The organism is Pseudomonas indica NBRC 103045, from assembly GCF_002091635.1.
Taxonomy (GTDB): domain Bacteria; phylum Pseudomonadota; class Gammaproteobacteria; order Pseudomonadales; family Pseudomonadaceae; genus Pseudomonas_M; species Pseudomonas_M indica.
In genome coordinates this window covers 1-23374 of sequence record NZ_BDAC01000027.1, presented here as the reverse complement: position 1 = coordinate 23374, position 23374 = coordinate 1, and the positions used below count along the sequence as shown (strand labels likewise).

General features: G+C 66.6%; 23 protein-coding genes and 1 tRNA gene. 12 read left to right on the top strand and 12 right to left on the bottom strand.

The window, feature by feature from the left end:
- The first annotated feature begins 1 nt into the window (after window position 1).
- Window positions 2–979, top strand: a complete 978-nt coding sequence (locus PIN01S_RS23295; RefSeq protein WP_084339302.1) for a sulfate/molybdate ABC transporter ATP-binding protein — start codon at window positions 2–4, stop codon at window positions 977–979.
- A 352-nt stretch (window positions 980–1331) separates the two neighbouring features.
- Here the strand turns inward: PIN01S_RS23295 and PIN01S_RS23290 are convergent, their stop codons facing one another.
- Window positions 1332–2033 (bottom strand): ArsR/SmtB family transcription factor, encoded by a 702-nt coding sequence (locus PIN01S_RS23290; protein WP_084339301.1) that lies wholly within the window; start codon window positions 2031–2033, stop codon window positions 1332–1334.
- A gap of 97 nt (window positions 2034–2130) precedes the next feature.
- Between PIN01S_RS23290 and PIN01S_RS23285 the strand changes: the two genes are divergently transcribed.
- Window positions 2131–2487 (top strand): antibiotic biosynthesis monooxygenase family protein, encoded by a 357-nt coding sequence (locus PIN01S_RS23285; protein ID WP_084339300.1) that lies wholly within the window; start codon window positions 2131–2133, stop codon window positions 2485–2487.
- A gap of 11 nt (window positions 2488–2498) precedes the next feature.
- Entirely contained in the window at window positions 2499–3251 is a 753-nt protein-coding gene (locus PIN01S_RS23280) for a sulfite exporter TauE/SafE family protein (RefSeq protein ID WP_084339299.1), read from the top strand.
- Window positions 3252–3253: 2 nt separating this feature from the next.
- Here the strand turns inward: PIN01S_RS23280 and PIN01S_RS23275 are convergent, their stop codons facing one another.
- On the bottom strand, window positions 3254–3655 hold the full coding sequence (locus PIN01S_RS23275) for a hypothetical protein (protein WP_084339298.1): 402 nt from the start codon (window positions 3653–3655) through the stop codon (window positions 3254–3256).
- 133 nt (window positions 3656–3788) lie between these two features.
- Here PIN01S_RS23275 and PIN01S_RS23270 point away from each other — a divergent pair, with 133 nt between their 5' ends.
- Both PIN01S_RS23270 and PIN01S_RS23265 read left to right on the top strand, forming a co-directional pair.
- A complete protein-coding gene (locus PIN01S_RS23270; RefSeq protein WP_084339297.1) occupies window positions 3789–4601 on the top strand; it encodes an MmyB family transcriptional regulator in 813 nt (270 codons plus the stop codon).
- A gap of 128 nt (window positions 4602–4729) precedes the next feature.
- Window positions 4730–5482, top strand: a complete 753-nt coding sequence (locus PIN01S_RS23265) for a hypothetical protein (protein WP_084339296.1) — start codon at window positions 4730–4732, stop codon at window positions 5480–5482.
- Between the two features lie 13 nt (window positions 5483–5495).
- Here the strand turns inward: PIN01S_RS23265 and PIN01S_RS23260 are convergent, their stop codons facing one another.
- Entirely contained in the window at window positions 5496–6020 is a 525-nt protein-coding gene (locus PIN01S_RS23260) for an Mpo1 family 2-hydroxy fatty acid dioxygenase (RefSeq protein WP_084339295.1), read from the bottom strand.
- Window positions 6021–6115: 95 nt separating this feature from the next.
- Between PIN01S_RS23260 and PIN01S_RS23255 the strand changes: the two genes are divergently transcribed.
- Entirely contained in the window at window positions 6116–6808 is a 693-nt protein-coding gene (locus tag PIN01S_RS23255) for a Crp/Fnr family transcriptional regulator (protein WP_084339294.1), read from the top strand.
- 145 nt (window positions 6809–6953) lie between these two features.
- A complete protein-coding gene (locus tag PIN01S_RS23250; protein WP_084339293.1) occupies window positions 6954–7409 on the top strand; it encodes an REP-associated tyrosine transposase in 456 nt (151 codons plus the stop codon).
- A 79-nt stretch (window positions 7410–7488) separates the two neighbouring features.
- Here PIN01S_RS23250 and PIN01S_RS23245 read toward each other — a convergent pair whose 3' ends face one another.
- The 3 genes from PIN01S_RS23245 to PIN01S_RS23235 form a co-directional block, all read right to left on the bottom strand.
- Window positions 7489–8706, bottom strand: a complete 1218-nt coding sequence (locus PIN01S_RS23245) for a methyl-accepting chemotaxis protein (protein ID WP_244506000.1) — start codon at window positions 8704–8706, stop codon at window positions 7489–7491.
- A gap of 387 nt (window positions 8707–9093) precedes the next feature.
- Window positions 9094–10173, bottom strand: a complete 1080-nt coding sequence (locus PIN01S_RS23240; RefSeq protein WP_084339291.1) for an FAD-dependent oxidoreductase — start codon at window positions 10171–10173, stop codon at window positions 9094–9096.
- Window positions 10170–11183, bottom strand: a complete 1014-nt coding sequence (locus tag PIN01S_RS23235) for an AraC family transcriptional regulator (RefSeq protein ID WP_084339290.1) — start codon at window positions 11181–11183, stop codon at window positions 10170–10172. The genes PIN01S_RS23240 and PIN01S_RS23235 overlap by 4 nt, the downstream gene beginning before the upstream one ends.
- Before the next feature lie 126 nt (window positions 11184–11309).
- Between PIN01S_RS23235 and PIN01S_RS23230 the strand changes: the two genes are divergently transcribed.
- The 3 genes from PIN01S_RS23230 to PIN01S_RS23220 are packed head-to-tail and all read left to right on the top strand — an operon-like array spanning window position 11310 to window position 13275.
- Window positions 11310–12377 carry a fatty acid desaturase gene (locus PIN01S_RS23230; protein ID WP_084339289.1) on the top strand — a complete coding sequence of 356 codons (1068 nt, stop codon included), beginning with the start codon at window positions 11310–11312 and terminating at the stop codon, window positions 12375–12377.
- Window positions 12378–12394: 17 nt separating this feature from the next.
- Window positions 12395–13111, top strand: a complete 717-nt coding sequence (locus PIN01S_RS23225) for an NAD(P)H-dependent oxidoreductase (protein ID WP_084339333.1) — start codon at window positions 12395–12397, stop codon at window positions 13109–13111.
- Window positions 13108–13275, top strand: coding sequence for a rubredoxin (locus tag PIN01S_RS23220; protein ID WP_084339288.1), 168 nt, complete (start codon window positions 13108–13110; stop codon window positions 13273–13275). The genes PIN01S_RS23225 and PIN01S_RS23220 overlap by 4 nt, the downstream gene beginning before the upstream one ends.
- Window positions 13276–13279: 4 nt before the next feature.
- Here PIN01S_RS23220 and PIN01S_RS23215 read toward each other — a convergent pair whose 3' ends face one another.
- Genes PIN01S_RS23215 through arsS form a run of 3 tightly spaced genes read right to left on the bottom strand, consistent with a single transcriptional unit; the run spans window position 13280 to window position 17484 of the window.
- Entirely contained in the window at window positions 13280–15418 is a 2139-nt protein-coding gene (locus PIN01S_RS23215) for a dihydrolipoyl dehydrogenase family protein (RefSeq protein ID WP_084339287.1), read from the bottom strand.
- A gap of 52 nt (window positions 15419–15470) precedes the next feature.
- Window positions 15471–16508 (bottom strand): methyltransferase domain-containing protein, encoded by a 1038-nt coding sequence (locus tag PIN01S_RS23210; RefSeq protein WP_084339286.1) that lies wholly within the window; start codon window positions 16506–16508, stop codon window positions 15471–15473.
- 22 nt (window positions 16509–16530) lie between these two features.
- Window positions 16531–17484, bottom strand: coding sequence for an arsenosugar biosynthesis radical SAM (seleno)protein ArsS (gene arsS, locus PIN01S_RS23205; RefSeq protein WP_212633086.1), 954 nt, complete (start codon window positions 17482–17484; stop codon window positions 16531–16533).
- 214 nt (window positions 17485–17698) lie between these two features.
- Between arsS and PIN01S_RS23200 the strand changes: the two genes are divergently transcribed.
- A complete protein-coding gene (locus PIN01S_RS23200; protein ID WP_084339284.1) occupies window positions 17699–18115 on the top strand; it encodes a hypothetical protein in 417 nt (138 codons plus the stop codon).
- On the opposite strand, the gene PIN01S_RS23195 is transcribed toward PIN01S_RS23200, so the two are convergent.
- From PIN01S_RS23195 to gabD, 3 genes are all read right to left on the bottom strand, one after another.
- Window positions 18112–19299 (bottom strand): HDOD domain-containing protein, encoded by a 1188-nt coding sequence (locus PIN01S_RS23195; RefSeq protein WP_084339283.1) that lies wholly within the window; start codon window positions 19297–19299, stop codon window positions 18112–18114. The genes PIN01S_RS23200 and PIN01S_RS23195 overlap by 4 nt on opposite strands.
- Before the next feature lie 245 nt (window positions 19300–19544).
- Window positions 19545–20825 carry a 4-aminobutyrate--2-oxoglutarate transaminase gene (gene gabT, locus PIN01S_RS23190; protein WP_084339282.1) on the bottom strand — a complete coding sequence of 427 codons (1281 nt, stop codon included), beginning with the start codon at window positions 20823–20825 and terminating at the stop codon, window positions 19545–19547.
- 248 nt (window positions 20826–21073) lie between these two features.
- Complete coding sequence (gene gabD / locus PIN01S_RS23185; RefSeq protein ID WP_084339281.1) at window positions 21074–22525, bottom strand: NADP-dependent succinate-semialdehyde dehydrogenase; 1452 nt, start codon at window positions 22523–22525, stop codon at window positions 21074–21076.
- A gap of 370 nt (window positions 22526–22895) precedes the next feature.
- On the opposite strand from gabD, the gene PIN01S_RS23180 reads away from it, so the two are divergent.
- Window positions 22896–22972 (top strand) — tRNA-Arg (locus PIN01S_RS23180).
- Window positions 22973–23374 lie beyond the last annotated feature (402 nt).

The following is a 23374-nucleotide window of genomic DNA, read 5'->3' as shown; positions in this document are numbered from 1 at the left end:
CATGTCCATCGAGATCAAGCAGGTCAACAAACGCTTCGGTACCTTCCAGGCGCTGCGCGACATCGACCTCAACATACACAGCGGCGAACTGGTCGCCCTGCTCGGCCCGTCCGGCTGCGGCAAGACCACCCTGCTGCGGATCATCGCCGGCCTGGAAACGCCGGACACCGGCAGCATCGTGTTCCATGGCGAGGACGTCTCGGCGCGTGACGTACGCGACCGCAACGTCGGCTTCGTCTTCCAGCACTATGCGCTGTTCCGTCACATGACGGTGTTCGACAACGTTGCCTTCGGCCTGCGCATGAAACCCCGCCGCGAGCGGCCGAGCGAAACGGCGATCGCCGCCAAGGTCCACGAATTGCTCGGCCTGGTGCAGCTCGACTGGCTCGCCGACCGCTACCCGGAACAGCTCTCCGGCGGCCAGCGCCAGCGCATCGCCCTGGCCCGCGCCCTGGCGGTGGAACCCAAGGTGCTGCTGCTCGACGAACCCTTCGGCGCCCTCGACGCCAAGGTGCGCAAGGAGCTGCGCCGCTGGCTGGCACGGCTGCATGAAGAAGTGCACCTGACCAGCGTGTTCGTCACCCATGACCAGGAGGAAGCCATGGAGGTGGCCGACCGCATCGTGGTGATGAACAAGGGCGTGATCGAACAGGTCGGCGCGCCGGGCGAGGTCTACGACAAGCCGGCCAGCGACTTCGTCTACCACTTCCTCGGCGACGCCAACCGCCTGCATGTGGGCGAGGACCACCTGCTGTTCCGGCCGCATGAGGTGTCGCTGTCGCGGCAGGCCATCGCCGATCACCGGCCGGCGGAAGTGCGCGATATCCGCCCGCTGGGCGCCATCACCCGGGTGACCCTGAAGGTATCCGGCCAGGACGAACCGATCGAAGCCGAAGTGACCAAGGACCACGCCAGCCTCGCCGGGCTGCTCCGTGGCGAGACGCTGTATTTCCGGCCGAATGCCGGCCTTCGGCCCTGACCGCGAAGAAGCCCCTCCGGCGTGCAACTCCGCGTAGGGGCGAATTCATTCGCCTACCCAAGCCCCGTCGGGCGAATAAATTCGCCCCTACAACCATGCCCACCATCACGGCTCTCGCGGCATCCATGCCGCTCAACCCCTACACGACGATTCCGCTCGGCCTCCTGACGGGGCGTCGGAGTTGGCCCCACCTCTTCTGCAAGCTTTCTGGCAATGCCAAAGCGTCAGGATCACTTCGCTGCGCCGGGCGGCACGAATCTCCCCTCTCCTGTTTACGGGAGAGGGGCCGGGGGAGAGGGTTTGCCACGCGCACAAGTTTTCGTGCTAGAGGAACAAATCCGCCCTCAAACCTTCAGGCATCCACCTGCGCAGCGATCCGGCCGATAGCCCGGCGACCTTCCGGCGATACGTGCAGTGCCCGCGAGCCGTTGGCGGGACGTAGCCAGCCAGCCTGCTTGCAGGTGTCCAGCAGCGCCGCACCGAGCGCGCCGCCCAGATGCGGTTTGCGCTCGCTCCAGTCGGGGCAGGCGCAGGCCAGTTGCCGGCGACGACGCCCGACACTGCCGAGGTCGATGCCCAGGGCGCTCAGGCCAGCGTTACCAAGGTCGGTAACCACCACCTGCTTGCCGTCCTGCACCAGCCAGCCGGCACCGGCCATGCGCTCGAACAGCCCCACCGCCAGTTCGCCGGCGAGGTGGTCGTAGCAGGTCCGCGCTTCGCGCAGGGCCAGCGGTGTGCCGCGCGACACGGGGATCGGCCGGGGCTTGCGCGGCTGCGCGGCCAGGGCGGCGCTGGCCAGGGCCTCGACCACTTGCCCCACCTCCGGCCCGGCGAGCTTGTAGTAGCGGTTGCGCCCATGGGTTTCCTGCACCAGCAGGCCGCCTTCGGTCAGCTTGGCCAGATGCCCGCTGGTGGAAGACGGCGACAGCCCGGCCAGCAGCGCCAGTTCCCCGGCCGGCCGTGCGCTGCCGTCCATCAGCGCCCAGATCATCGCCGCCCGCCCCGGATCGGCGAGCAGCCCGGCGACCTGGCTGATACCCGGTGTGTAATCCATAGTTCACCTCACGACGAAACATCCCATGCACGTGGAAGGGATACTGGCCCCGAAACCCGCAACGCGCCAGCCGGCGCCGACGAAAAGGAGCCACGCCATGATTGCCGTGATATTCGAAGCCCAGGCCCATCCCGGGCGTCGCCAGGATTACCTCGACCTCGCCGCCGAATTGCGTTCGCTGTTGGCGGACCAGGAGGGGCTGATCTCGGTCGAGCGCTTCGAGAGCCTGAGCACGCCGGGCAAGACCCTCTCGCTGTCGTTCTGGCGCGACGAAGCGGCCGTCGCCGCCTGGCGCCGCCAGGAAGCGCACCGGCACGCCCAGGCCGCCGGGCGCGGGACGCTGTTCGCCGACTACCGCCTGCGCGTGGCCACGGTGAGCCGCGATTACGGCATGCACGACCGCGAGCAGGCGCCGGTCGATAGCCTTCGCCATCACGCCGCCGTCCAGGGATAAGGAACGCCGCCATGTACGAGTCGTTTTCCACCTACTGGCCGCTGATCCTGCTCACCTTCCTGCTCGCCGGCACCGTGAAGGGCGTGGTCGGGCTCGGGCTGCCGACCATCTCGGTCGGGCTGCTCGGCCTGGTGATGCCGCCGATGCAGGCTGCGGCGCTGCTGATCGTGCCGTCGATGGTGACCAACATCTGGCAGCTCGCTGACGGCCGCAGTCCCTTCGCCATGCTGGTTCGGCTCTGGCCGATGCTGGCCGGCATCGCCGTCGGCACCTGGGGGATGAGCGCGCTGGTGAATGCCGCCGAACTGCCCGGCGCGACCCGCTGGCTGGGCATCGCCCTGGTGGTTTATGCCGTGCTCGGCCTCGCTTCGGTGCGCTTCAGCGTATCGGCGGCGAACGAGCGCTGGCTGGCGCCGCTGATCGGTACGGTCACGGGCGCCATCACGGCGGTGACCGGCGTTTTCGTGATCCCGGCGGTGCCTTATCTGCAGGCGATCGGTCTGGAGAAGGACGAACTGGTGCGGGCGCTGGGGCTGTCGTTCAGCATGTCCACCCTGGCCCTGGCGGTGAGCCTCGGCCACAGCGGCGATCTGCTGCAACCGGCGGTGCTCGGGGTGTCGCTGCTGGCGCTGTTGCCGGCCCTGCTGGGCATGGCCGGCGGCCAGTGGCTGCGCCGCAGGATCAGCGCCGAGCGCTTCCGCCGCTGGTTCTTCTGCGGCTTGCTGTTGCTCGGCGCGGATCTGAGCCTGCGCGGGCTGTTCTGACCCTAGGCAAGCGCCGGCTGCGAACGCTTCAGGCCGAAAAACTCCAGCTCGGCGAACAACGCCACCACCAGCGCCTGGCCGATGACGAAGACGTACCCGAGCACGGTCGGCGCCACCCAGCCGCCAATCAACAGCAGCACGCTGTCGGCCACCCACAGCGCGTTGACCGCGATTACCGCCCAGATCCAGCCGCGCTGCAGGGTATCGCGGTTGCTCAACCAGGCCAGCACCAGGGCGAACGGCAGCAGGCTAACGCCGGCCCCGAGCAGCAGTTCGAAAGGCAGGCCGAGCCATTCGGTGAGCCAACCGGCGGCCAGCGACATCAGCAGGCCGGTGGCGCCGCTGGCGGCGGCATCCAGCAGCAGGGCACGACGCAGCAGCGGAGAGGGTTGCAGATGAGTCATGACGAGATCCTCCTGAACGAGTGGGAAGGCACCGTCTGGCGCCTTGGCCACAGGATTCTCCCGAGCGGATCATGGCGTCGATTACCTGCCAGGTAATGGCCGCCCGGCCGCCCCTGGTCTATCGTCTCGAACCATGAACACCGCCATCGCCCACATCAACCAGATCGCCCCGGTCGGCGCCCTGCTCCGCCAGTGGCGCCAGCGCCGTCGCCTGAGCCAGCTCGACCTGGCCTGCGAGGCGGACATTTCCACCCGTCACCTGAGCTTTGTCGAAACCGGCCGCGCCCAGCCGAGCCGACAACTCTTGCTGCACCTGGCCGAACAACTGGACATTCCGTTGCGCGAGCGCAACCAGTTGCTGGTGGCCGCCGGCTTCGCCCCGCTGTTCCCGCAACATCGGCTGGATGATCCGGCGCTCGGCGCCGCGCGCGAGGCGGTCGAGGTGCTGCTCAAGGCCCACGAGCCCTACCCGGCCCTGGCCGTGGACCGCCACTGGAACCTGCTGGCGGCGAACCGCTGTGTCGCGCCTTTTCTCGCCGGCCTGCCCGAAGAGCTGCTGAAACCGCCGCTCAACGTGCTGCGCCTGAGCCTGCACCCACAGGGATTGGCACCGCGCATCGCCAACCTGGCGCCATGGCGCGAACACCTGCTGGCGCGCCTGCGCCGCGATCTGGAGATCAGCGCCGACCCGCAACTGGCCGCGCTGCTGGAGGAACTCGCCGCGTTTCCCGCCCCACCGCCGGCATCTCGCGACGAGAACGCGCCGCTGCCGATGGTGGTGCCGCTGCAATTGCACAGCGATCTTGGGCTGCTCAGCCTGATCAGCACCACCACGGTGTTCGGTACCGCCGTGGACGTCACCCTCGCCGAACTGACCCTGGAAACCTTTTTTCCCGCCGATTCGGCGACCGCGGCAGTGCTACGGCAACTCGCACCTCAGGATTGAGGGCGAGGGTGATTCCTGAAGAAATCACTCTTTCGGGTCATTCCAGATAGCCAGCGGGACAGTAGTCTGTGCACACTGTCACACGGACGGTCCTACGCTGCTCACAACAATAAAAAAGGAGCACCCGGATGTATCGCAGGTCTACACGCGTTCGCTTCTTCGCCTGGCTGCTGGTCTGCCTGGCCAGTCTTTCCCTGCCGGTTTTCGCCGAAAGCACACCGCTTACCCAGATTCAGGTCCATGCCTGCCGCGCCACCGGCAGCCTGCTGCTGCTGCGCGGCGAAGGCTTCCAGGAGAGCCACGCGGCGCGCCTGGAAAACGACATCCGCGCCCTCGACGAGGCGATGCGCAGCCTGCCCCAGGCCAGTGCCGAGCTGCGCCAGCACCAGCTACAGCTGGTTGCGCAATTGAGAAGGGGGGTGGCCTTCGGGCCGGGTGACGAGAACATGCCCTGGCGCTATCCGCAGGAGCTGGCCAAGTCGCTACGCGACTTCCTCACCGCCGCCCGCGCGGAACCCGGCGCCAATCCGCAGGACGAACTGCCGGCCAAGCTGGAATACCTCGCCGTGCAATACCTCAGCCGGTCCTACATCGGCACCTTCGAAATCGCCCGGGAACAGCCAGACACCTATCTCGGCCAGGACGAGCGCCAGTTGGTCCCGGCGCTGGACAACGAACTGGGCGCCCTGGACACCAAGGCCAATCCCAAAGCGGCGAAATTGCAGACCCGCTGGAAATACCTGCGCGCCGCGCTGATGGACATGAACAGCCAGAGCAACGCGCTGGTCAGCGCCTCCGGGCGGCCTTTCGCGCCGACCACCGTGGACCGCAATGCGCGCTCCCTGAGCACGCAGTTGATGGCGCTGAACCCGGGAAGCTGATCCCGGGCACGATTCAGGCCGTGGCCTTGCGCTCGCGGAGGCAGGTCGGGCCGGCACGCTCTTCCACCGCCCGACGGACCTCGTCGCGCAGGCCGAGCAGGAAGCCCAGCTCGGCCACCACGAACAACGGGCCGACGATCAGGCCGACCAGGTCGTCGACGAACGCCGGCTTGCGGCCTTCGTAATAATGGCCGACGAACTGGATGATCCAGCCGACCACGAACAACGCCAGCCCACCGCTCAGCCAGACCAGGGTGGTTTGCACCGCCAGCGCCTTGCCGGCCCACAGGCTCAGCAGCAGTAACAGGGTCATGACCACACCGAAGCGCAGGTCCAGGCGGACATAAAACACCGCCGCAGCCAGTGCCACCAGGGCCGCCGGCGACAACCAGAACCCGGCCAGGTCGAAACCGGGGCGCGACAGCAGCACGGCGACCGCCACGACTATCATGGGAATACCGACGAAATGGGTGGCGATGTTGCGCCGGTCGCGGTGATAAGCCGCGTACTGAGCCAGATGATCGACGAGTGTCTTCATGTTTTTTGTTCTCTTCAGCAAGGCAAGTCCGGGCATGATGGCCCCACCCTCCTTCCACGCTCTGTCAGCTAGCCGACAAACCTCCGGAGCCTCCGATGAGCGACGCAACCCTCTACCGTGAACGGCTGTTGAACGGCCACTGGTTCAGCGGCCTGCCGACGTCATTGCAGGACAGCCTGCTGGGCGCCGCCCAGGTGCGCCGGCTGGATGCGGGGCAGCGGCTGTTCAGCCGGGGCGACAAGCCGTGCGGGCTCTATGCGGTGGCGGAAGGGGCGATCCGTATCGGCGCGGTGGCGCAGAGCGGCAAGGAGGCGCTGCTGACGCTGGTCGAGCCGCCCTACTGGTTCGGCGAGATTTCGCTGTTCGACGGCCAGCCGCGCACCCATGACGCCTACGCCGAAGGCGTGACGGTGCTATTGCAGGTGCCCCAGGCGTCGCTGCTCGCCCTGCTCGATCGCGAGCCGCGACACTGGCGCGATTTCGCCCTGCTGATGAGCCAGAAGCTGCGTCTGGCGTTCATCGCCCTGGAAGAAATGAGCTTGCTCCCCGCCGCACCCCGCCTGGCCCGCCGCCTGCTGATGATCGCCGAAGGCTACGGCGACGCCAGCGGCCCCCGCCGCACCCTGCAACTGGCCCAGGAACAACTGGCCCTGATGCTGGCCATCTCCCGCCAGACCACCAACCAGATTCTCAAGGACCTGGAAGCCCAGGGCATCGTCCGTCTCGGCTATGGCGAGATCGAGATCGTTGATCTGGATGGGTTGCGGCAGGCGGCGACCCAAGTCTGACGCCGCCCTTGTAGGAGCCAGCTCTGCTGGCGATCAGCCGTAACGCAAAATCAGGCCATGCGATCCGTTTGCGACTGACGTCCTTGCCAGAACAAGCCCTCTCACGGAGGCTGTCGTTCTTGTTATTGGCAAGGATGCCCCTCTGATGCTCTCCCCCCAAGGAAACCGGCTCCGGGTCGGACGTTATTCCGAACCCGGCCGAATCTACCTGCTGACTGTCGTAACTCAGGGGCGCAGACCTCTCCTACGGGAACTCCGAACAGGGCGCCTCGTGGTAGGAGAGCTACGTCAAGCGGAAGAGAGCGCACTCGTCCGCTCGCTGGCCTGGGTCGTGATGCCCGACCATATGCACTGGCTGATTGAACTGCAGCATTCGACGCTGGAAAGCCTGATGCAACGCGTGAAATCGCGCAGCGCCAAAGCCATCAACCAGATGCAGGGCACACAAGGTCGAGTCTGGCAAAAGGGCTTTCATGACCATGCGGTGCGACAGGAAGAGGACTTGATAACACTGGCGCGCTATGTAGTAGCCAACCCGTTACGGGCTGGGCTGGTCCGCCGAATCGGCGATTACCCTTTGTGGGATGCTGCATGGCTTTGATGCGAGCCTCTGGAATGAGGTTCCCGCAGATAGCTATCGCGAGCAGAGCTCGCTCCTACAAGAGCCCGGCATTCCGCCCTCAGCGCTCCGGCCGATAGCCCATGCGCAAGCCGCCCCAGTGCCGGCCCTGGACGAAAATGGGCACGGAAAGGTCATGCATCAGTTCGCCGGTATCGCGCATGTAGGTCTGTAGCAGCAGGCGCTGCTGGTGGCTGCCGCAGCGGGCGCCGGTGCGGTCGTTGAACAGGCGCTTGCTGCGGCTCTTCAGCATGTCCACCTTCGGGTCGCCGGTCTGTGGGTGGGCGAAGGCGCGGTTGTGGGTCGGCACGTAGCCTTCCGGGGTGGTGGCGATGGCGAAGACCAGTCCGTCGTGACGCTGCAGCAGCGGTTCCTGGATCTCAGGCAGGACCTGATCGGTGTATTCGTCGAAGCGGGTGCGGTACTTGGTCGGGTGGGTATTGGCGATCGGCTGGTAGTTGCGATCGAACAGGTCGTCCAGGCGAATCCGCCCCGCCGCCAGGTCGGCCTCGAACCTCGCGGCGATGGCCGCCGCGCCCTCGCGGGCCAGGTCGAAGACGCGCTGGTGGTAGTCGTCCAGGCGCACTTCGGCCAGTTGCTCGCTGACCGTCTCGGCCTGGGCCACCAGTTGCGCCGCCGCCTCGCCGAGCTGGCGGGTCTGCGCTTCGCTGGCGTGGGCATCGGCGCGCAGCTGCTCCAAGGCCTCGAACAGATTGGCCAATCGCTGGTGATTGCTCTCGGTGCCGGCGGCGATCTGCGCCACCTGCTCTTCCACCTCGCCGGCCAACCCGGCGATCCCATGCAGATGCTGCCCGGTTTCCTCGATCTGCTGCGCCGCCTGGTCCAGTTCGCTGGCCTGCTGCTGGATATGCGCCACCACCGCGCTGCTCTGCTGGCGGATATCGGCAACCATCTGCCCGACCTCTTCGGTGGCGCTGGCAGTGCGTCCGGCCAGGCTGCGCACTTCGTCGGCGACCACCGCGAAGCCGCGCCCCTGCTCGCCGGCGCGGGCCGCCTCGATGGCGGCGTTGAGGGCCAGCAGGTTGGTCTGGCTGGCGATGGACTGGATCACTGCGGTGACCTGCTGGATCTGCTCGGTCCGTGCGCTCAGGCCGTCGATCAGCTCGCGACTGGCGGCGGTCTGCGCGCTCAGGGCCTGCATCCGGGCGATCGCCTGTTGCAACTCGCCCTGCCCGCTGGTGCTGCTCTGGCGCACCGACTGCGCGGCGGCGAGGGTCTGCTGGGCGAGCCGGGCGCTGTCCTGCTCGGTGGCGGTCATCGCCTCGGCGCCGCCGGTGACCTGATCCACCGCGCCCATCTGCGATTTCAGCTTGTTCGCCAGTTGCTGCACGCTGAACGCCACCTTCGCCGCCGACAGGGCGTTCTGGCTGGTGTGCCGGGAGAGGTTGGCGCTCAGCTCGTCGAATCCCTTTCCGCCTTCGGCCTTCGGCCCGTGCGAGCCCTCTTCCGTCGAGCGCTGCCAGGGGCCTAGCCAGGGCCAGAGCGCCAGCAGCAGGAACGACGGGATGCTCACATAGAGAGGCAACTGCATCCGCTGGTAGACAAGCATCAAGGCGGCCAGCCCCAGTGCGTGGATCAGGCAGGCAACGGGATGACCGATGAAGGCAGGACGCATGATGGACCTCTTGTTGTTTTTCCGTCGGCGTCATCGCTCCGGGAAGCGGTGACGCCGGATGAATCCTCGATCGAGCCGGTCTTTCCACCAGCCACAGGCACGGCCGCCGGCGCTCCAGTCATCCCAGCCGAGCAGCGCACCGCCGTCGCCGGTGGCCAGCAGCGCCAGGCTGCGCCGCTGCGGCCGGTAGACGCGCAAAGCCCCGCTGCAGAGCGCCGCATTCAGGTTGGCGGCGAGCACCGGCCCCTGGCGTACAGCATAGACACCGCTCTTGCGCGCACCGGGCAGGCTGGCGCAGTCGCCCACGACGTAAACCTGCGGATGCGACAGGCTCTGCAAGGTGGGGGCGATCCGTGCGAAACCCGCGCTGTCGCATTCCAACCCGCTCCGCGATATCCAGGGCAATGCCGCCGCGCCGCTGGCCAGCAGCAGGCGTCCGCCACGCCACACCGGCTCTTCGCCGCTGAGCAACCACTCGTCGTCTATGGAGGTTATCGGACAATGTTCGCGAACCTGAACCCTGCGCGCACGCAAATGCCCGAGTGCGCGCAGGCGCAGGCCCGGCGCCAGGTTGGCGAGCAGCGCATCGGCACAGAACAGCGCCAGCCCCGGTACCTGATCGGCCAGTGCCAGCGCCAGTTCGACCGCGGCGGCGCCACCGCCGAGGATCGCCAGCCGCTGCGGCTCGGCCCGCCAGCGCTCCCAGCCGGCGAGGAAGTCGGCGAAGGGCTTCACCGCCAGCACCTCCATGGCGTCGCCGCGCCGGGGCGGTGCGGCCACCCCGGCACCGACGTTGAGCGACAGCCAGGACGCCCCCAGGGTTGGGCCATCGACCACTTGCACGGCACGCTCGTCCGCCGCCAGCGCGTGGACCTCGCCGATGAGCAGTTCGACCTCGGCGGCACGGCACAAGGGCTCCAGGGGGATACGGCAGTCTTCCGCCCGGTAACGCCCGGCCAGCAGCCCCGGCAACATGCCGGAGTACCAGGCGTCCGGCGTGGCACTGAGCAATCCGATGCGCCCTGGCGGCGTCACCCCAGTGGCCCAGCGGCGCAGCACGCCGAGGTGGGCGTGGCCGGCGCCCACCAGCAACAGGTCGTATAGGCTCACGGGCGCAGCAGTCCCTCGCGGTATTGGCTCGGCGCCTGCCCCGTCCAGCGCTTGAAGGCACGGCTGAAGCTGCTGGTGTCGGCGAAGCCGAGCAGGTAGGCGATCTCGCTGATGGAGCAGCGGGGGTCGCGCATGTGACGCAGGGCCAGGGCCTGGCGGGTGTCGTTGAGCAGGCTTTCGTAGCTCGCGCCTTCGTCGGCCAGGTGGCGTTGCAGGCTGCGCAGGCTCAGGTGCAGCGCCTGGGCGATCCGCTCGGCGGACGGTTCGCCGTTGGGCAACTGTGCTTCCAGGCAGGTGCGCACCTTGCGCTGCCAGGTGGGCGACTGGAGCTGTTCGAGGGTGCGCTCCAACACTGCCTCGTTGTGCAGGGCAAGTTCCGGGTTGGCGTCTTCCAGAGGCCGCTCGAAGTCAGCGCGGGCGAACTGCAGCAGGGTCTCCGTGGCGCCGAAATGCAGCGGCGCGCGGAACACGTCGTGCCAGGGTTGCGGATCGGCCGGACGCGGGCGGCTCAGGTATACCGCCAATGGGGCGTATTCGCGACCGAGGCGGTTGCGGCAGGTGCGCACATAGATCGCGGCGAAGGCATCCAGCGCCTCGGGCGCCGGCTCGGGTCCGCCCGGCGGCACCTGCAAACGGAATTCGTAGCGCTCGCCGACCCGCCGCAAGTCCAGCTCGGAGGCATCGCTGACCACCTTGTGGTAGCGCACGATGCGCTCGAACACTTCGAGCAGGCTGGCGCTGGCGATCAGGGCGTAGCCCAGGGCATGGAAGGTGGTAGGGCCGACGTACTGGGAGACCTTCAGCCCCAGCGCGGGGTCGCCGCTGGCCTGCACCGCCAGCCGCCACAGGCGGGTAGTGGCGGAGAGCGGGTAGCGGGCGTTGGGGTCGTCCATCAGCGCCGGGTCGAGGCCGGCCTCGCGGCACAGCGCGGTGCTGTCCAGGCCGAGGGCATCGAGCTGCTTGCGCAGGGCGCGCGTCCAACTGGCCAGGGTGGTGGGTTCGTCAGTCATGCAGGTTGGCGTGTCCGGTCAACAGGTTGGCGTCCAGGGTCAGGCCGGTTTCGGCATGACGATGCAGAGTAGCGTCGTGCCCTGACGTGCGCTCCGCGTGCGCGACGATAACAAGAGGATGCGAGCATGACCCCGACTCCCGCAAGCCGCGATCTGCAGAATGACCAGCAGAAATCCGCGCATATCCGTGAAGTGGTGATGGCCCATGGCGAGGAACTGCGCCGGCGCTACCCGATCCTGAAGCACCAGGACGCCCTCGGCGCCGGCATCCTGGCCTTCGCCCTGGCCGGCATGATCGGCGCCGCGGCGCTCTATCTGAACGACTTGATCGCCTGGTGGGCCTGCCTGCTGGCCAACGCCTTCTTCGCGTCGCTGACCCACGAACTGGAGCACGACCTGCTGCATTCGATGTACTTCCGCAAGAGGCGTGGGCCACACAACCTGATGCTGGCCCTGGTCTGGCTGGCCCGGCCGAGCACCATCAGCCCCTGGATTCGCCGCGAGCTGCACCTGAACCACCACAAGGTCTCCGGCAGCGCCACCGACGTCGAGGAGCGCGCCATCACCAATGGCGAGCCCTGGGGCCTGGCCCGGCTGCTGATGGTGGGCGACAACATGATGTCGTCGTTCATCCGCTTCCTGCGCGCACCGACCTGGGCGCACAAGAAGAGCATCGTCCTGCGCACCCTGAAGGGCTATGCGCCACTCGGCCTGATCAACTGGGGCATCTGGTACCTGTTCCTCGGCTTCCATCTGGTCGACACCGTCGCCACGGCGGCCGGTGCGCCCCTAGGCTGGTCGGCCACCACCCTGCAGGCGATGGGCGTGGTGAACGCCGCCGTGGTGGTGTTGGTCGGCCCGAACGTCCTGCGCACCTTCTGCCTGCATTTCGTCAGCTCCAACATGCACTACTACGGCGATGTCGAGCCGGGCAACGTGATCCAGCAGACCCAGGTGCTCAACCCCTGGTGGCTGTGGCCGCTGCAGGCGTTCTGCTTCAACTTCGGCAGCACCCATGCGATCCACCATTTCGTGGTCAAGGAGCCGTTCTATATCCGCCAGATGACCGCGCCGGTGGCGCACAAGGTGATGCGCGAGATGGGCGTGCGCTTCAACGACTTCGGCACCTTCGCCCGCGCCAATCGCTGGAATCCGGTGGAACGGCCGGCCGCACAACGCACCCAGGCCGCCTGAGCATGCCGCAAAGCCCGCTGAACGTCCTGATCGTCCATGCCCATCCCGAGCCGAAGTCCTTCTGTGCCGCCATGAAGGACCTCGCGGTCGAAACCCTCACCGCAGCCGGCCATGCGGTGCAGGTCTCCGACCTGTATGCGATGGGCTGGAACCCGGTGGCTTCGGCCGCCGACTTCCAGATCCGCAACGACCCGGATTACCTGGTCTACGCCTTGGAACAGCGCCACGCCCATGCGGGCAATGCCCTCGCCGCCGATATCGCCGGCGAGCTGGACAAGCTGCTCTGGGCCGATCTGCTGATCCTCAGCTTCCCGCTGTACTGGTGCTCGGTGCCGGCGATCCTGAAGGGCTGGATCGACCGGGTGCTGATTTCCGGCGCCTGCTACGGCGGGTTGCGCTTTTACGATCGGGGCGGCCTGGCCGGCAAGCGTGCACTGCTCAGCTTCACCCTGGGCGGGCAGTCGCATATGTTCGCCAACGAAGACGCCATTCACGGCGACTGGGAGCCCATGCTGCGCCCGTTGCAACGCGGCACCCTGGCCTATGTCGGCTTCCGCGTGTTGCCGCCGTTTCCGGCGTATCACGTGCCCTACATCGGCGACGACGCGCGCCGCAAAATCCTCGACGCCTACCGGTTGCACCTGAATAACCTGGATCGCCTCAAGCCCCTGCGCTTCCCATCGATGGCCGACTTCGACCGCCAGCTCCACCCGCTTACGGAGGTTCCGGCATGAAGACCTGGATCTGCATCGTCTGCGGCCTGATCTACGACGAGGCCAAGGGCTGGCCGGAGGAAGGCATCCCCGCCGGCACCCCCTGGACGGAGGTGCCGGACGACTGGCTGTGCCCGGATTGTGGGGTGAGCAAGGGGGATTTCGAGATGCGCGAGCTGGCCTGACGGCTCAGCCGAGCCGCCAGCGGTGAAACCGTTGCAGCAGCCGTAGCGCCATCTGCGGCGCGTGGGCCTTTCGCCATTCGCCGGCAGCGTACTTGTTGGCCTCGGCCAAGGTCGGGTAGGCGTGGACGGTGCCGAGGATCTTGTTCAGCCCGAGGTTGTGCGTCATCGCCAGGACGTACTCGGCGATCAGGTCGCCGGCGTGCTCGCCGACCAGGGTCACGCCGAGGATGCGGTCCTTGCCGGGCTCGGTGAGGGCTTTCACGAAGCCACGGGCGGCCTCGTCGGTGATTGCCCGGTCGAGGTCGTCGAGGCCGTAGCGGGTCGTCTCGTAGGCGATACCTCGCGCTCGCGCCTCGTCTTCCGACAAGCCGACCCGCGCCACTTCGGGGTCGGTGAAGGTGCAGTGGGGAATGACCCGGTAATCCGCCTTGAAGCGCCGCAAGCCGCCGAACAGCGCGTTGACCGCCGCATACCAGGCCTGGTGCGCGGCGAAATGGGTGAACTGATAGGGACCGGTGACGTCGCCCACCGCGTAGATGTTGGGGAAGCGCGTGGCCAGGTACTCGTCGGTTTCCAGGGTGCCGTCGGCGCGCACGGCCAGGCCCAGGGTTTCCAACCCGTAGCCTTCGACGTTGGCCACCCGGCCAAGGGCCAGTAGCAGAGTGTCGAAGGGGATGGTTTCCTCATCGCCCGATGCGGTACGGGCGATGAGGCAAGGCTTGCCATCACGCTGCTCGAAACGCTCGGGCGTATGTTCCAGGCGAAGCTCGACCCCGTCCTCACGCAGACCGGCCATCACCGCTTCGGCTACGTCGGCATCTTCGTGGGGTAGCAGGCGCGTGCCGCGCACCACCTGGACGACCTGACTGCCGAGGCGCTGGAAGGCCTGCGCCAGCTCGCAGCCGACCGGCCCGCCGCCCAGCACCAGCAAGCGCTTCGGCTGCTCGCGCAGGCTCCAGATGCTGTCCGAGGTGTAGGGCCGCAGGTCGGCCAGGCCGGGGATATCCGGAATCTTGGGGCGTGCCCCGGCAGCGATGATCAGGTTGCGGCTAGTCAATACCCGGCCGTTCACTTCGACGCTCCAGGGCGAGACGATCCGCGCTTCACCGTGGATCACCTCGACGCCCAGTTCGCGGTAGCGCTGCGGCGAATCGTGCGGCTCGATGGTGCCGATCACCCGCTGCACGCGCGCCATCACCGCGGCGAAATCCACCTCGCCGGCCACGCCGCGAAAGCCCAGCGCCTCACCCTTCTTCAGCTCCGCCGCCAACCTGGCCGAGCGCAGCAGGGCCTTGGATGGCACGCAGCCGGTGTTCAGGCAGTCGCCGCCCATGCGGTGTTTTTCCACCAGCCCGACCCTGGCTTTCACCGCCGCGGCGATGTAGGCGCTGACCAGCCCTCCGGAGCCCGCGCCGATCACCAGCAGGTTGCGCTCGAAACGCCTGGGCCGTGCCCAGCCGGCATAGACCCGCCGCGCCTTGAGCGCATCCAGCAGGCGTCGCGCCAGCAACGGGAACAGGCCGAGCAACACGAAGGCGCCGAGCAGCCCCGGCGAGAGGATGCCGCCCAGCGATTCCAGCCGGCCCAGCTCGCGGCCGGCGTTCACGTAGACCAGCGTCCCCGGCAGCATGCCGAGCTGGCTGACCCACCAGAAGGTTCTCACCGGCAGCCGGGTGAGGCCCATGGCCAGGTTGATCAAAAAGAACGGGAAGAGCGGCACCAGGCGCAGGGCGAACAGGTAGAACGCGCCCTCCCGGCGCATGCCGCCGTCGATGCCCTCGAAGCGCCGGCCGAAACGCTCCTGCACCCAGTCGCGCAGGAGGAAGCGGCTGCTGAGCATGGCCAGCGTCGCACCCAGGGTGGAGGCGAAGGACACCAGCAGGAAGCCTTCCAGCAGGCCGAACAGTGCGCCGGCCAGCAGCGTCATCAGTGCCGCCCCCGGCAGCGACAGGCCAGTGATCGCCACGTAGGCCAGGAAGAACAGCACGGCCGCCTGCCAGGGATGCGCGTCTACCCGGGCGTCGAGCGCCGCCTGCTGGGCCTTGAGGTTGGCCAGGGTGAAGTAGTCCGCCAGATCGAATGCGAAGAAGCCGAGGATCAGCGCCAGGATCAGGCCAAGCAGGAGAAGCTTGCGGGTGTTCATGACGCTCCTTGGTACGAAGTTCGGTGACCGGCGGTCTGCCAGGTTTTCCCGGCTAGCAGCAGCCTCCGGCGCTGCCGGCCGTCGTATCGAACGGCATCGCGCTGCCGCAGCCTTCGAACAGGCCGAAATGGGTAGAGAAGTCGCCGATGAATTCGAAATGGGCGGCGAAGCGGCTGTCCCGGAGCATGCGCCAGGTGTTGCCGCACACTGGAAACACCCGGCCGCGTTCGATGCGGTGGTGCTTGTCGAGCACGAACACCTCCGGCTGCTCGGCCAGGGTGCCCTTGTAGATCACCGCCTGGCCGTAGTCCTCGCAGGCGCTTTCCAGCCCCTCCAGCTTGAACAGCCGGTAGGTGGCGGAAAAGAAACGGACAGGGCCGATACGCTCGGCAATCGAGCCGTCCAGCGCGATGGGGCGGTCTTCCACCAGACGCGGATCGGCGAAACCGGCCGCCTTGGCCAGATGCAGGAAGTCGTTCCAGTAGAGCGCCCCGGCGAGGCATTCGCCGTACAGCTCCGGATCGTCCGCCAGCGCGGCGGGTATCCGTCTGTCGGCGTACACGTCGGAGAAGTACAGCTCGCCGCCGGGCTTGAGCACGCGCCAGGCTTCGGCCAGCACCCGCGTCTTGTCCGGAACCAGGTTGATCACGCAGTTGGAAACCAGCACGTCGAAGCTGTCGGCCGGCAGGCCCAGTTCGTCCAGGCGTTCGATATCGCCTTCGAGGAAATGCAGATTGGAGTGAGCATGGCCGAACGCCTGCGCATGGAATGCCTGGTGCCGACGGGCCACGGCCAGTTGTTCGGGCGTCATGTCGACGCCGGTCACGCCGCCCCGCTCGCCGACCAGGGCGGACAGGCAGTAGGCATCGCGCCCGGCACCGCAGCCGAGGTCCAGCACTTGGCAGCCTTCCAGCGCCTGGGGTGCGATCAGGCCGCAACCGTAGTAGCGCTCCAACACCTCGGGGTGCAGCCTGGCCAGGACCGTCCGCGGATGCACCGGCGGCGGCGTGGCGGTGCAGCAGGCGCTGGTCTTCAGATCGGCGGTGGATTGCAGGGTCTGGCCGTAGTAGATCTTTACGTCTTCGCGCATGGTCGTGTTTCCCGGTCGATGACTATCCCAACGCACCGCCGCAACTGGAGCCCTGCCCGGCGGTGCAGGCGAAGCAGTGGTCGCGGGTGACGATGGGGTTGCCCGCCAGCGTCGCGCCCAGCAGATCGCGCAAATGGGCGCGGTCGCGGCCGATCAGTTGCAACGGCAGGTCGAGCATCTGGTTGAAGTCGCAGTCGTAAAGGTAGCCCTGCCAGTCCACGCTGATCAGCGAGCGGCACATCACCGCCTCGAGGTTCTCCGCACGGTAGCTGTCGCGCAGGAGCTGCATGTAGGCGTTGAACTGTCCCTTGCTCACCAGGGTGCTGCCGAAGCGGGCGATGGGCTGGTTGGTGATGCACAGTAGGTGGTCGAAGCGGATGCCGAAGTCCTCAATCAGGTGGCGCTTGTAGTCGGCTTCCAGCTTCTCCTGGGGCAGCGGCAGGCTCGGCCCCTGGGGGTTGTAGACCAGATTGAGAACCAAGCCGCTGCCTGCCTCGCCGTAGCCCAAGGCATTGAGCTGCCGAAGTCCGGCGATGCTCGCCGCGAACACGCCTTCGCCGCGCTGGCGGTCGACGTTTTCCCGCGAATAGCAAGGCAGCGACGCGGTGATCTCCACGCCCTGCCCGGCCAGGAAGGCCGCCAGGTCCTCCTGACCGGGCTCGCTAAGGATGGTCAGGTTGCAGCGGTCGATCACCCGCAAACCTTCGCGACGGGCATGGCGGACGATGTCGCGGAAGCGCGGATGCAGCTCCGGCGCGCCGCCGGTGAGGTCGAGAGTGTGTACCGGGTGGGCATCGATCACGCGGTGCAGGATGCTCAGGGTTTCGTCACTCATGCTCTCCGTACGCGTCGGCCCGGCATTCACATGGCAATGCAGACAGCGCTGGTTGCACCGATAGGTGAGGTTGACCTGCAGGGCCTCCAGCGCGCCACGGCGGATCGCGGGAAAGGCCAGGCGGTCGAGCAGGGGCAGCATGGTGTGCACGGGCCGTCTCCTGTTGGGGGGCTAACTATGGAGTCCGGCCCCGGAAGCTTGTTACAGCGCGGTACGAATGGGGTTCAGCATAGCGTTCATGCCGGGCATTGGGCGGCGCAGGGATTAGCGGAGATGACCAGCCGCCCAGCGCGCGACAGGCGAAATCCGGCGAAACCGACCAGACTGCACGGGTGCCCAATCGAGGAGAATCCCGATGCCACGCTTCGCCCTGTTCTTCGCCGCCGGCTTCCTCGCCGTGCTCTGCTTCCACCAACCCGTGGTCGGGCTGCTGCATGCCTATGGGGTGATTCCCTTCGCGCCGTTCAATACCCAGCCCACGGCTCCGCTGGGCGTACCGGCCTGGCTGTCTGCCGCCTTCTGGGGTGGCGTCTGGGGCATCGTGATGCTCTGGGTGCTGCGCTGGGAGGCGGGTAAACCGCAACCCTGGCTCAAGGCGTTGCTGTTCGGCGGCATCGCCCTGACCGCCGTGGCCTTGCTGGTGGTCCGGCCGTTAAAAGGGCAAGGGCTGGAACTCGCCGCGCTGCCGCCGCGCTTTCTGCTTGGCTTTCTGATCAACGCGACCTGGGGTGTCGGTACCTTGATCTTCGCCCGTACCTTCAGAACGGTTTAGGAAGCGAAGAGATCGGCCGGCAACCTCTCCAACAGGTCCGCCTTCAAGCGCAGCAGGCGCGCCGCGCGGGCCTCGAGCAGGGCCAGGGGCGCTTTGTCCGGCGGCAGGTTCATCAGTTGGCCGGTCAGGTTGAGTACCAGCGCCTCACGGGAAAAAGCCTTCTGGCCGAGCCCGTAGAATGCCGAGACCAATTCACGCAGACCGATCGGCAGGCGCCACTGGACACGTAGTGCGGAACCGAAGCCGGACGCGTGCTGCGCCATGGCCCGGTCGATCTCGGCATCGCTGAGCCCGCCTCCACTGTTGCGCCAGTCCTGCAGGCTGCGCAGCAGGGCGAGATCGCCCAGGTTGTGCAGCAGGCCGGCGGTGTAGCAGACCTCCGCATCCAGAGCCAACTCGCCCGCCAGCCAGTGGGCCAGTTCGGCGCTCTGCTGCGCGCGGGCCCAGGCCTTACCCGCCCGCTCGGCCAGACGCTCGTCACGCAGGCTGGCGCTGCGTTGCAGGCTGAGGTTCAGCACCAGATTCAGGGCGCGGGTGACCCCGAGGTGCGGCAGCGCCTGCATCAGCGTCTGGCAAGGCGCGCCCCGATGCTGGCCGGCGCTGTTGGCGACGGCAATCAGGCGAGCCGTGATCTGCGGATCGCGCGCGAACGCATCGTTCAGCTCGCTAAGACTCTTCTCGCTCGCCTGCAAGTATTGCCCGACGGCGACACGTACCTCGCCGAGCAAGGGCGCGCCCTGTCCTTGCAGACGCACGCTGTCGAGGTAATCGTTGAGGCTTCGTTTCGCCACGGTATCGGTCGCAGTCCCCAGCAGGCCGTGCAGACGTTGGCGCAGCTTGGCCGGGTCCAGCGGACGCGCCAGATAGGCAGATGGCGCCAATGGCAGGGCGGCCCGCACGCTGGCCGCATCGAGACGCGCGCTCATCAGCACGAACGGCAATCCCACCGCCCGCGGCTGGCCACGCAATGCGCGCAGCAATTCCAGGCCCGGCAGGCCGGGTAGCTCGCCATCGGCAATCACCAGGTCAGGCAGGCGCTGCTCGCAGGCAACCAGTGCGGCTTTCCCGTCAGCCATCGCAACGACTTCGGCATCCGTCCGTACCTCCCGAACCATGCGCTGAAGCAGGTCGGCGGTGACCGCCTCGGCTTCGACGATCAGGACATAGGGAGCGGGAACGGACATGGAGGCGAACTCGAGGATGACAGAACGATGAAAGTCTACTGGGAGCTGGCCCGAATGATAGAGCGACCGATACCAAAGTCTGTCTTTCGAGACAGCTTTAACGGGGCGATTTGCCGTGGATCAACAAACCGGGGTCGCTTCGCAGCAGCGGCTGGCCGTCTTGGAAGAGGGTTTGTCGGAAGGGAATCGAAAGCAGCGCGGGATCGCTCCCATGGAGGTCATCCAGGGGAGCGATCGCGGTGGGGTCAGGCGAGTTCGTCGAAGCATTCGGCGAGGATCGCCAGGCCCTTGTCCAGCACCTCATCCGGCGCGGTGATCGGCACCAGGATGCGCAGCACGTTGCCGTAGGTACCGCAGGAGAGCAGGATCAGGCCCTTCTCGCGTGCCTTGGCGACGATCTGGCCGACCAGCGCAGCGGCCGGCTTATGCACATCGCCACCTTCGAACAGCTCGACGGCTATCATCGCGCCCAGGGCACGCACGTCGCCGATAGACTTGTGCTTGGCCTGGATGGCCTTGAGGCCGGTGACCAGATGCTCGCCGACCGCCTTGCAGCGATCCAGCAGGTTCTCTTCCTCGAATACTTCCATCACCGCCAAGGCCGCGGCGCAGGCCAGCGGGTTGCCGGCATAGGTGCCGCCCAGGCCGCCGGGAGCGATGGCATCCATGTACTCGGCCTTGCCGCAGACACCGGCCAGCGGGAAACCGCCAGCAATGGACTTGGCGAAGGTGGTCAGGTCAGCCGCGACGCCCATCTGCTCCATGGCGAAGAAGGTGCCGGTACGGCCGGCGCCGGTCTGTACCTCGTCGGCGATCAACAGGATTCCGTGTTGGTCGCAGAGCGCGCGCAGACGCTGCATGAATTCCTTCGGCGCCACGTAGAAGCCACCTTCGCCCTGCACCGGCTCGATGATGATCGCGGCGATGTCGCGCGGTTCGGCATCGTTCTTGAAGATGCGCTCGATGCTGGCCATGGCGTCATCGACGCTCACGCCGTGCAACTCGCAGGGGTACTGGGCGCGATAGACGCCACCGGGCATCAGGCCCATGCCAGCGGAATACGGCACCACCTTGCCGGTCAGGCTCAGGGTCATCATGGTGCGGCCGTGGTAGCCGCCGGTGAAGGCGATCACCCCGGCGCGGCCGGTGGCGGCACGGGCGATCTTCACCGCGTTCTCAACCGCCTCGGAGCCGGTGGTCACCAGCAGGGTCTTCTTGGCGAAGTTGCCCGGCACGCGTGCAGCGACCTTCTCGCAGACCTCGACGTAGGGCTCATAGGCGAGGACCTGGAAGCAGGTGTGGGTCAGCTTGGTCAGTTGATCCTGTACCGCCGCCACCACTTTCGGGTGCAGGTGGCCGGTGTTGAGCACGGCGATGCCGCCGGCGAAGTCGATGAACTCGCGGCCTTCCACGTCGGTCACGATGGCATTCTCCGCCTTGGCGGCGAAGATCGGGTGGATCTGTCCGACGCCCCGCGGAACAGCGGCTACACGGCGTTGCATCAGGGATTCGTTGGTCTTGCTCATGGGCTCCTCATTGGCCGTTCATCGTGCGGCCGGATTCAAGGATGAAGAATGCGCCCGTCACCGGTCGCGGCAGCATACGATGATCGACTGCCGCGCCCCACGTGCGCTCGGAGTAGCAATCGGGCTTCGGCCGGGTAGGCCGGATCCCTTCGTTCGCCCCCACCGGTTCTCGGCGGGGTGGAAGAGGCCGGCGGAATGACCGGCAGCCTCTTCCCGGCCCTCCTCCTCGCGGAGAAGAGCCATGGTCGTCAGATACCGCCGAGGCAGAGGTACTTGATCTCCAGGTAGTCCTCGATGCCGTACTTAGAACCCTCGCGACCCAGGCCGGACGCTTTCACGCCGCCGAACGGCGCCACCTCGGTGGAAATGATCCCGGTATTGATGCCGACCATGCCGTATTCCAGCGCTTCGGCCACGCGAAATACGCGGGACAGGTCGCGGGCATAGAAATAGGAAGCGAGACCGAACTCGGTGTCGTTGGCCATGCCGACCACCTCGGCCTCGTCCTTGAAGCGGAACAGCGGAGCCAGCGGGCCGAAAGTCTCTTCCTTGGCCACTGCCGCAGTCGTCGGTACATCGACCAGGATGGTCGGCTCGAAGAAGCTGCCGCCCAAGGCATGGGGCTTGCCGCCCGCGACTAGCTTGGCGCCCTTGTTCAGCGCATCGTCGATGTGCTCCTTCACCTTGGCCACGGCTTTGTCATCGATCAGCGGACCGGTGGTAACGCCCTCGTCCAGGCCATTGCCGATCTTCAGCTTGGCCACCGCCGCCTTGAGCTTCTCGACGAAAGCATCGTAGACGCCGTCCTGCACATACAGGCGGTTGGCGCAAACGCAGGTCTGGCCGTTGTTGCGGTACTTGGAGATCAGCGCGCCTTCCACGGCGGCGTCCAGGTCGGCGTCGTCGAAGACGATGAAGGGTGCGTTGCCGCCCAGCTCCAGGGACACCTTCTTGATGTCGTGGGCGCACTCAGCCATCAGCTGGCGGCCGATCTCGGTGGAGCCGGTGAAAGACAGCTTGCGCACGATCGGGTTGCTGGTCAGCTCGCCACCCACTTCGCCGGCGCTGCCGGTAACGACACTCAGCACGCCCTTCGGAATACCGGCCCGCTCGGCCAATTCCATCATCGCCAGCGCGGAGAACGGTGTCTGGCTGGCCGGCTTGATCACCATGGTGCAGCCGGCGGCCAGGGCCGGACCCGCCTTGCGGGTGATCATCGCTGCCGGGAAGTTCCAGGGGGTGATAGCTGCGGTCACACCAATCGGCTGCTTGATCACAATGATGCGCTTGTCCGGCTGGTGGCCAGGAATGGTATCGCCATAAACGCGCTTGGCTTCTTCGGCGAACCACTCGATGAAGGAAGCGGCATAGGCGATCTCGCCCTTGGCTTCGGCCAGCGGCTTGCCTTGCTCTAGGGTCATCAGTCGGCCCAGGTCGTCCTGGTTCTCCATCATCAGCTCGAACCAGCGACGCAGCTTGTTCGCCCGCTCCTTGGCGGTCAGCGCACGCCAGGCTGGCAACGCCCGCTCGGCGGCCTCGATGGCGCGGCGGGTTTCCGCACGCCCCATCTTGGGCACGGTGCCGATGATCTCATTGGTCGCGGGGTTGTTGACCTTGATCGTCTGACCGTTGTCGGCGTCCTGCCAAGTTCCGTCGATATAGGCTTGCTGGCGGAACAGGGAGGCATCTTTCAGTTGCATGGGCGATCTCCTTCACGCCGACGCATGGCGCCGGGCAGTACTTGTTATGGCCGTGCCGGAGGCCGACCAAGCGGTTCACGCGCGGAACACCGCGCCGATAAAGGCTTGCGGCAGCACTGGAAGCAAGGAGCCCGATCACACTCACCCGTTCCACCCCACTGCCAGGGAAGGCGTTTGAAATCTCAAACGAATCCTAGGGTCGAGCGCGACAAAGGGCAATAGCCTGTTCGGAAAAAACAACGAAATATTCAATGATTTGATGCTTTGCTGAGCAGCATCGCGAATAGGGGCATTGGATTGTTCAAGATCGTGAACAAAACAGTACACATTGGACGAGAGCGCCCGAGATGCGTATCATGGCGCCCGCGCTGCATCCGTAGCTCAGCTGGATAGAGTACTGCCCTCCGAAGGCAGGGGTCGTGGGTTCGAATCCCGCCGGATGCGCCATCTTCCTAGGGGACTACCCCTATGCAAAGCCCACCACACGGTGGGCTTTTTCATTTCTGCAGTACCCTTCCGGTCGTCCTGCCATCATGCATATGTGCGGGTGCGATGGTCACCATGTCGCAGGCGGCCAGGGCAAGCTATCTCGGTTGATAGCTAGCCATATCGCCCGACTGCGAAACAATATCTTTAATACGGCGAGCAGGTTCAGAGGTTAACGATGCACCAGATGGCTCGGACGAGGCCTGAAAAGCATTTGGCAAGGGGCTGCCGGAGTGGGTTTGATTGGTGGCGGCGGAACCGGGGCAGCGGAGAGATCTTGGAGACCGCACAGGATGACCAATATCCAACCGCCGACCTGTCGCGGCCTACGCAGCCCTCGTTATCGGCAATACCCGTGTCGCT

Bases quoted from the DNA above. Each gene is read 5' to 3' on its own strand.
- PIN01S_RS23220 (WP_084339288.1), top strand. From the start codon at position 13,108: ATGAAGACCTGGATCTGCATCGTCTGCGGCCTGATCTACGACGAGGCC.
- PIN01S_RS23250 (WP_084339293.1), top strand. From the start codon at position 6,954: ATGCTCTCCCCCCAAGGAAACCGGCTCCGGGTCGGACGTTATTCCGAA.
- PIN01S_RS23210 (WP_084339286.1), bottom strand. From the start codon at position 16,508: ATGCGCGAAGACGTAAAGATCTACTACGGCCAGACCCTGCAATCCACC.
- PIN01S_RS23295 (WP_084339302.1), top strand. From the start codon at position 2: ATGTCCATCGAGATCAAGCAGGTCAACAAACGCTTCGGTACCTTCCAG.
- arsS (WP_212633086.1), bottom strand. From the start codon at position 17,484: ATGCTGCCCCTGCTCGACCGCCTGGCCTTTCCCGCGATCCGCCGTGGC.
- PIN01S_RS23195 (WP_084339283.1), bottom strand. From the start codon at position 19,299: ATGTCCGTTCCCGCTCCCTATGTCCTGATCGTCGAAGCCGAGGCGGTC.
- PIN01S_RS23260 (WP_084339295.1), bottom strand. From the start codon at position 6,020: ATGAAGACACTCGTCGATCATCTGGCTCAGTACGCGGCTTATCACCGC.
- PIN01S_RS23270 (WP_084339297.1), top strand. From the start codon at position 3,789: ATGAACACCGCCATCGCCCACATCAACCAGATCGCCCCGGTCGGCGCC.
- gabT (WP_084339282.1), bottom strand. From the start codon at position 20,825: ATGAGCAAGACCAACGAATCCCTGATGCAACGCCGTGTAGCCGCTGTT.
- PIN01S_RS23265 (WP_084339296.1), top strand. From the start codon at position 4,730: ATGTATCGCAGGTCTACACGCGTTCGCTTCTTCGCCTGGCTGCTGGTC.
- PIN01S_RS23255 (WP_084339294.1), top strand. From the start codon at position 6,116: ATGAGCGACGCAACCCTCTACCGTGAACGGCTGTTGAACGGCCACTGG.
- PIN01S_RS23200 (WP_084339284.1), top strand. From the start codon at position 17,699: ATGCCACGCTTCGCCCTGTTCTTCGCCGCCGGCTTCCTCGCCGTGCTC.
- PIN01S_RS23290 (WP_084339301.1), bottom strand. From the start codon at position 2,033: ATGGATTACACACCGGGTATCAGCCAGGTCGCCGGGCTGCTCGCCGAT.
- PIN01S_RS23285 (WP_084339300.1), top strand. From the start codon at position 2,131: ATGATTGCCGTGATATTCGAAGCCCAGGCCCATCCCGGGCGTCGCCAG.
- PIN01S_RS23275 (WP_084339298.1), bottom strand. From the start codon at position 3,655: ATGACTCATCTGCAACCCTCTCCGCTGCTGCGTCGTGCCCTGCTGCTG.
- PIN01S_RS23245 (WP_244506000.1), bottom strand. From the start codon at position 8,706: ATGACCGCCACCGAGCAGGACAGCGCCCGGCTCGCCCAGCAGACCCTC.
- PIN01S_RS23280 (WP_084339299.1), top strand. From the start codon at position 2,499: ATGTACGAGTCGTTTTCCACCTACTGGCCGCTGATCCTGCTCACCTTC.
- PIN01S_RS23230 (WP_084339289.1), top strand. From the start codon at position 11,310: ATGACCCCGACTCCCGCAAGCCGCGATCTGCAGAATGACCAGCAGAAA.
- PIN01S_RS23235 (WP_084339290.1), bottom strand. From the start codon at position 11,183: ATGACTGACGAACCCACCACCCTGGCCAGTTGGACGCGCGCCCTGCGC.
- gabD (WP_084339281.1), bottom strand. From the start codon at position 22,525: ATGCAACTGAAAGATGCCTCCCTGTTCCGCCAGCAAGCCTATATCGAC.
- PIN01S_RS23215 (WP_084339287.1), bottom strand. From the start codon at position 15,418: ATGAACACCCGCAAGCTTCTCCTGCTTGGCCTGATCCTGGCGCTGATC.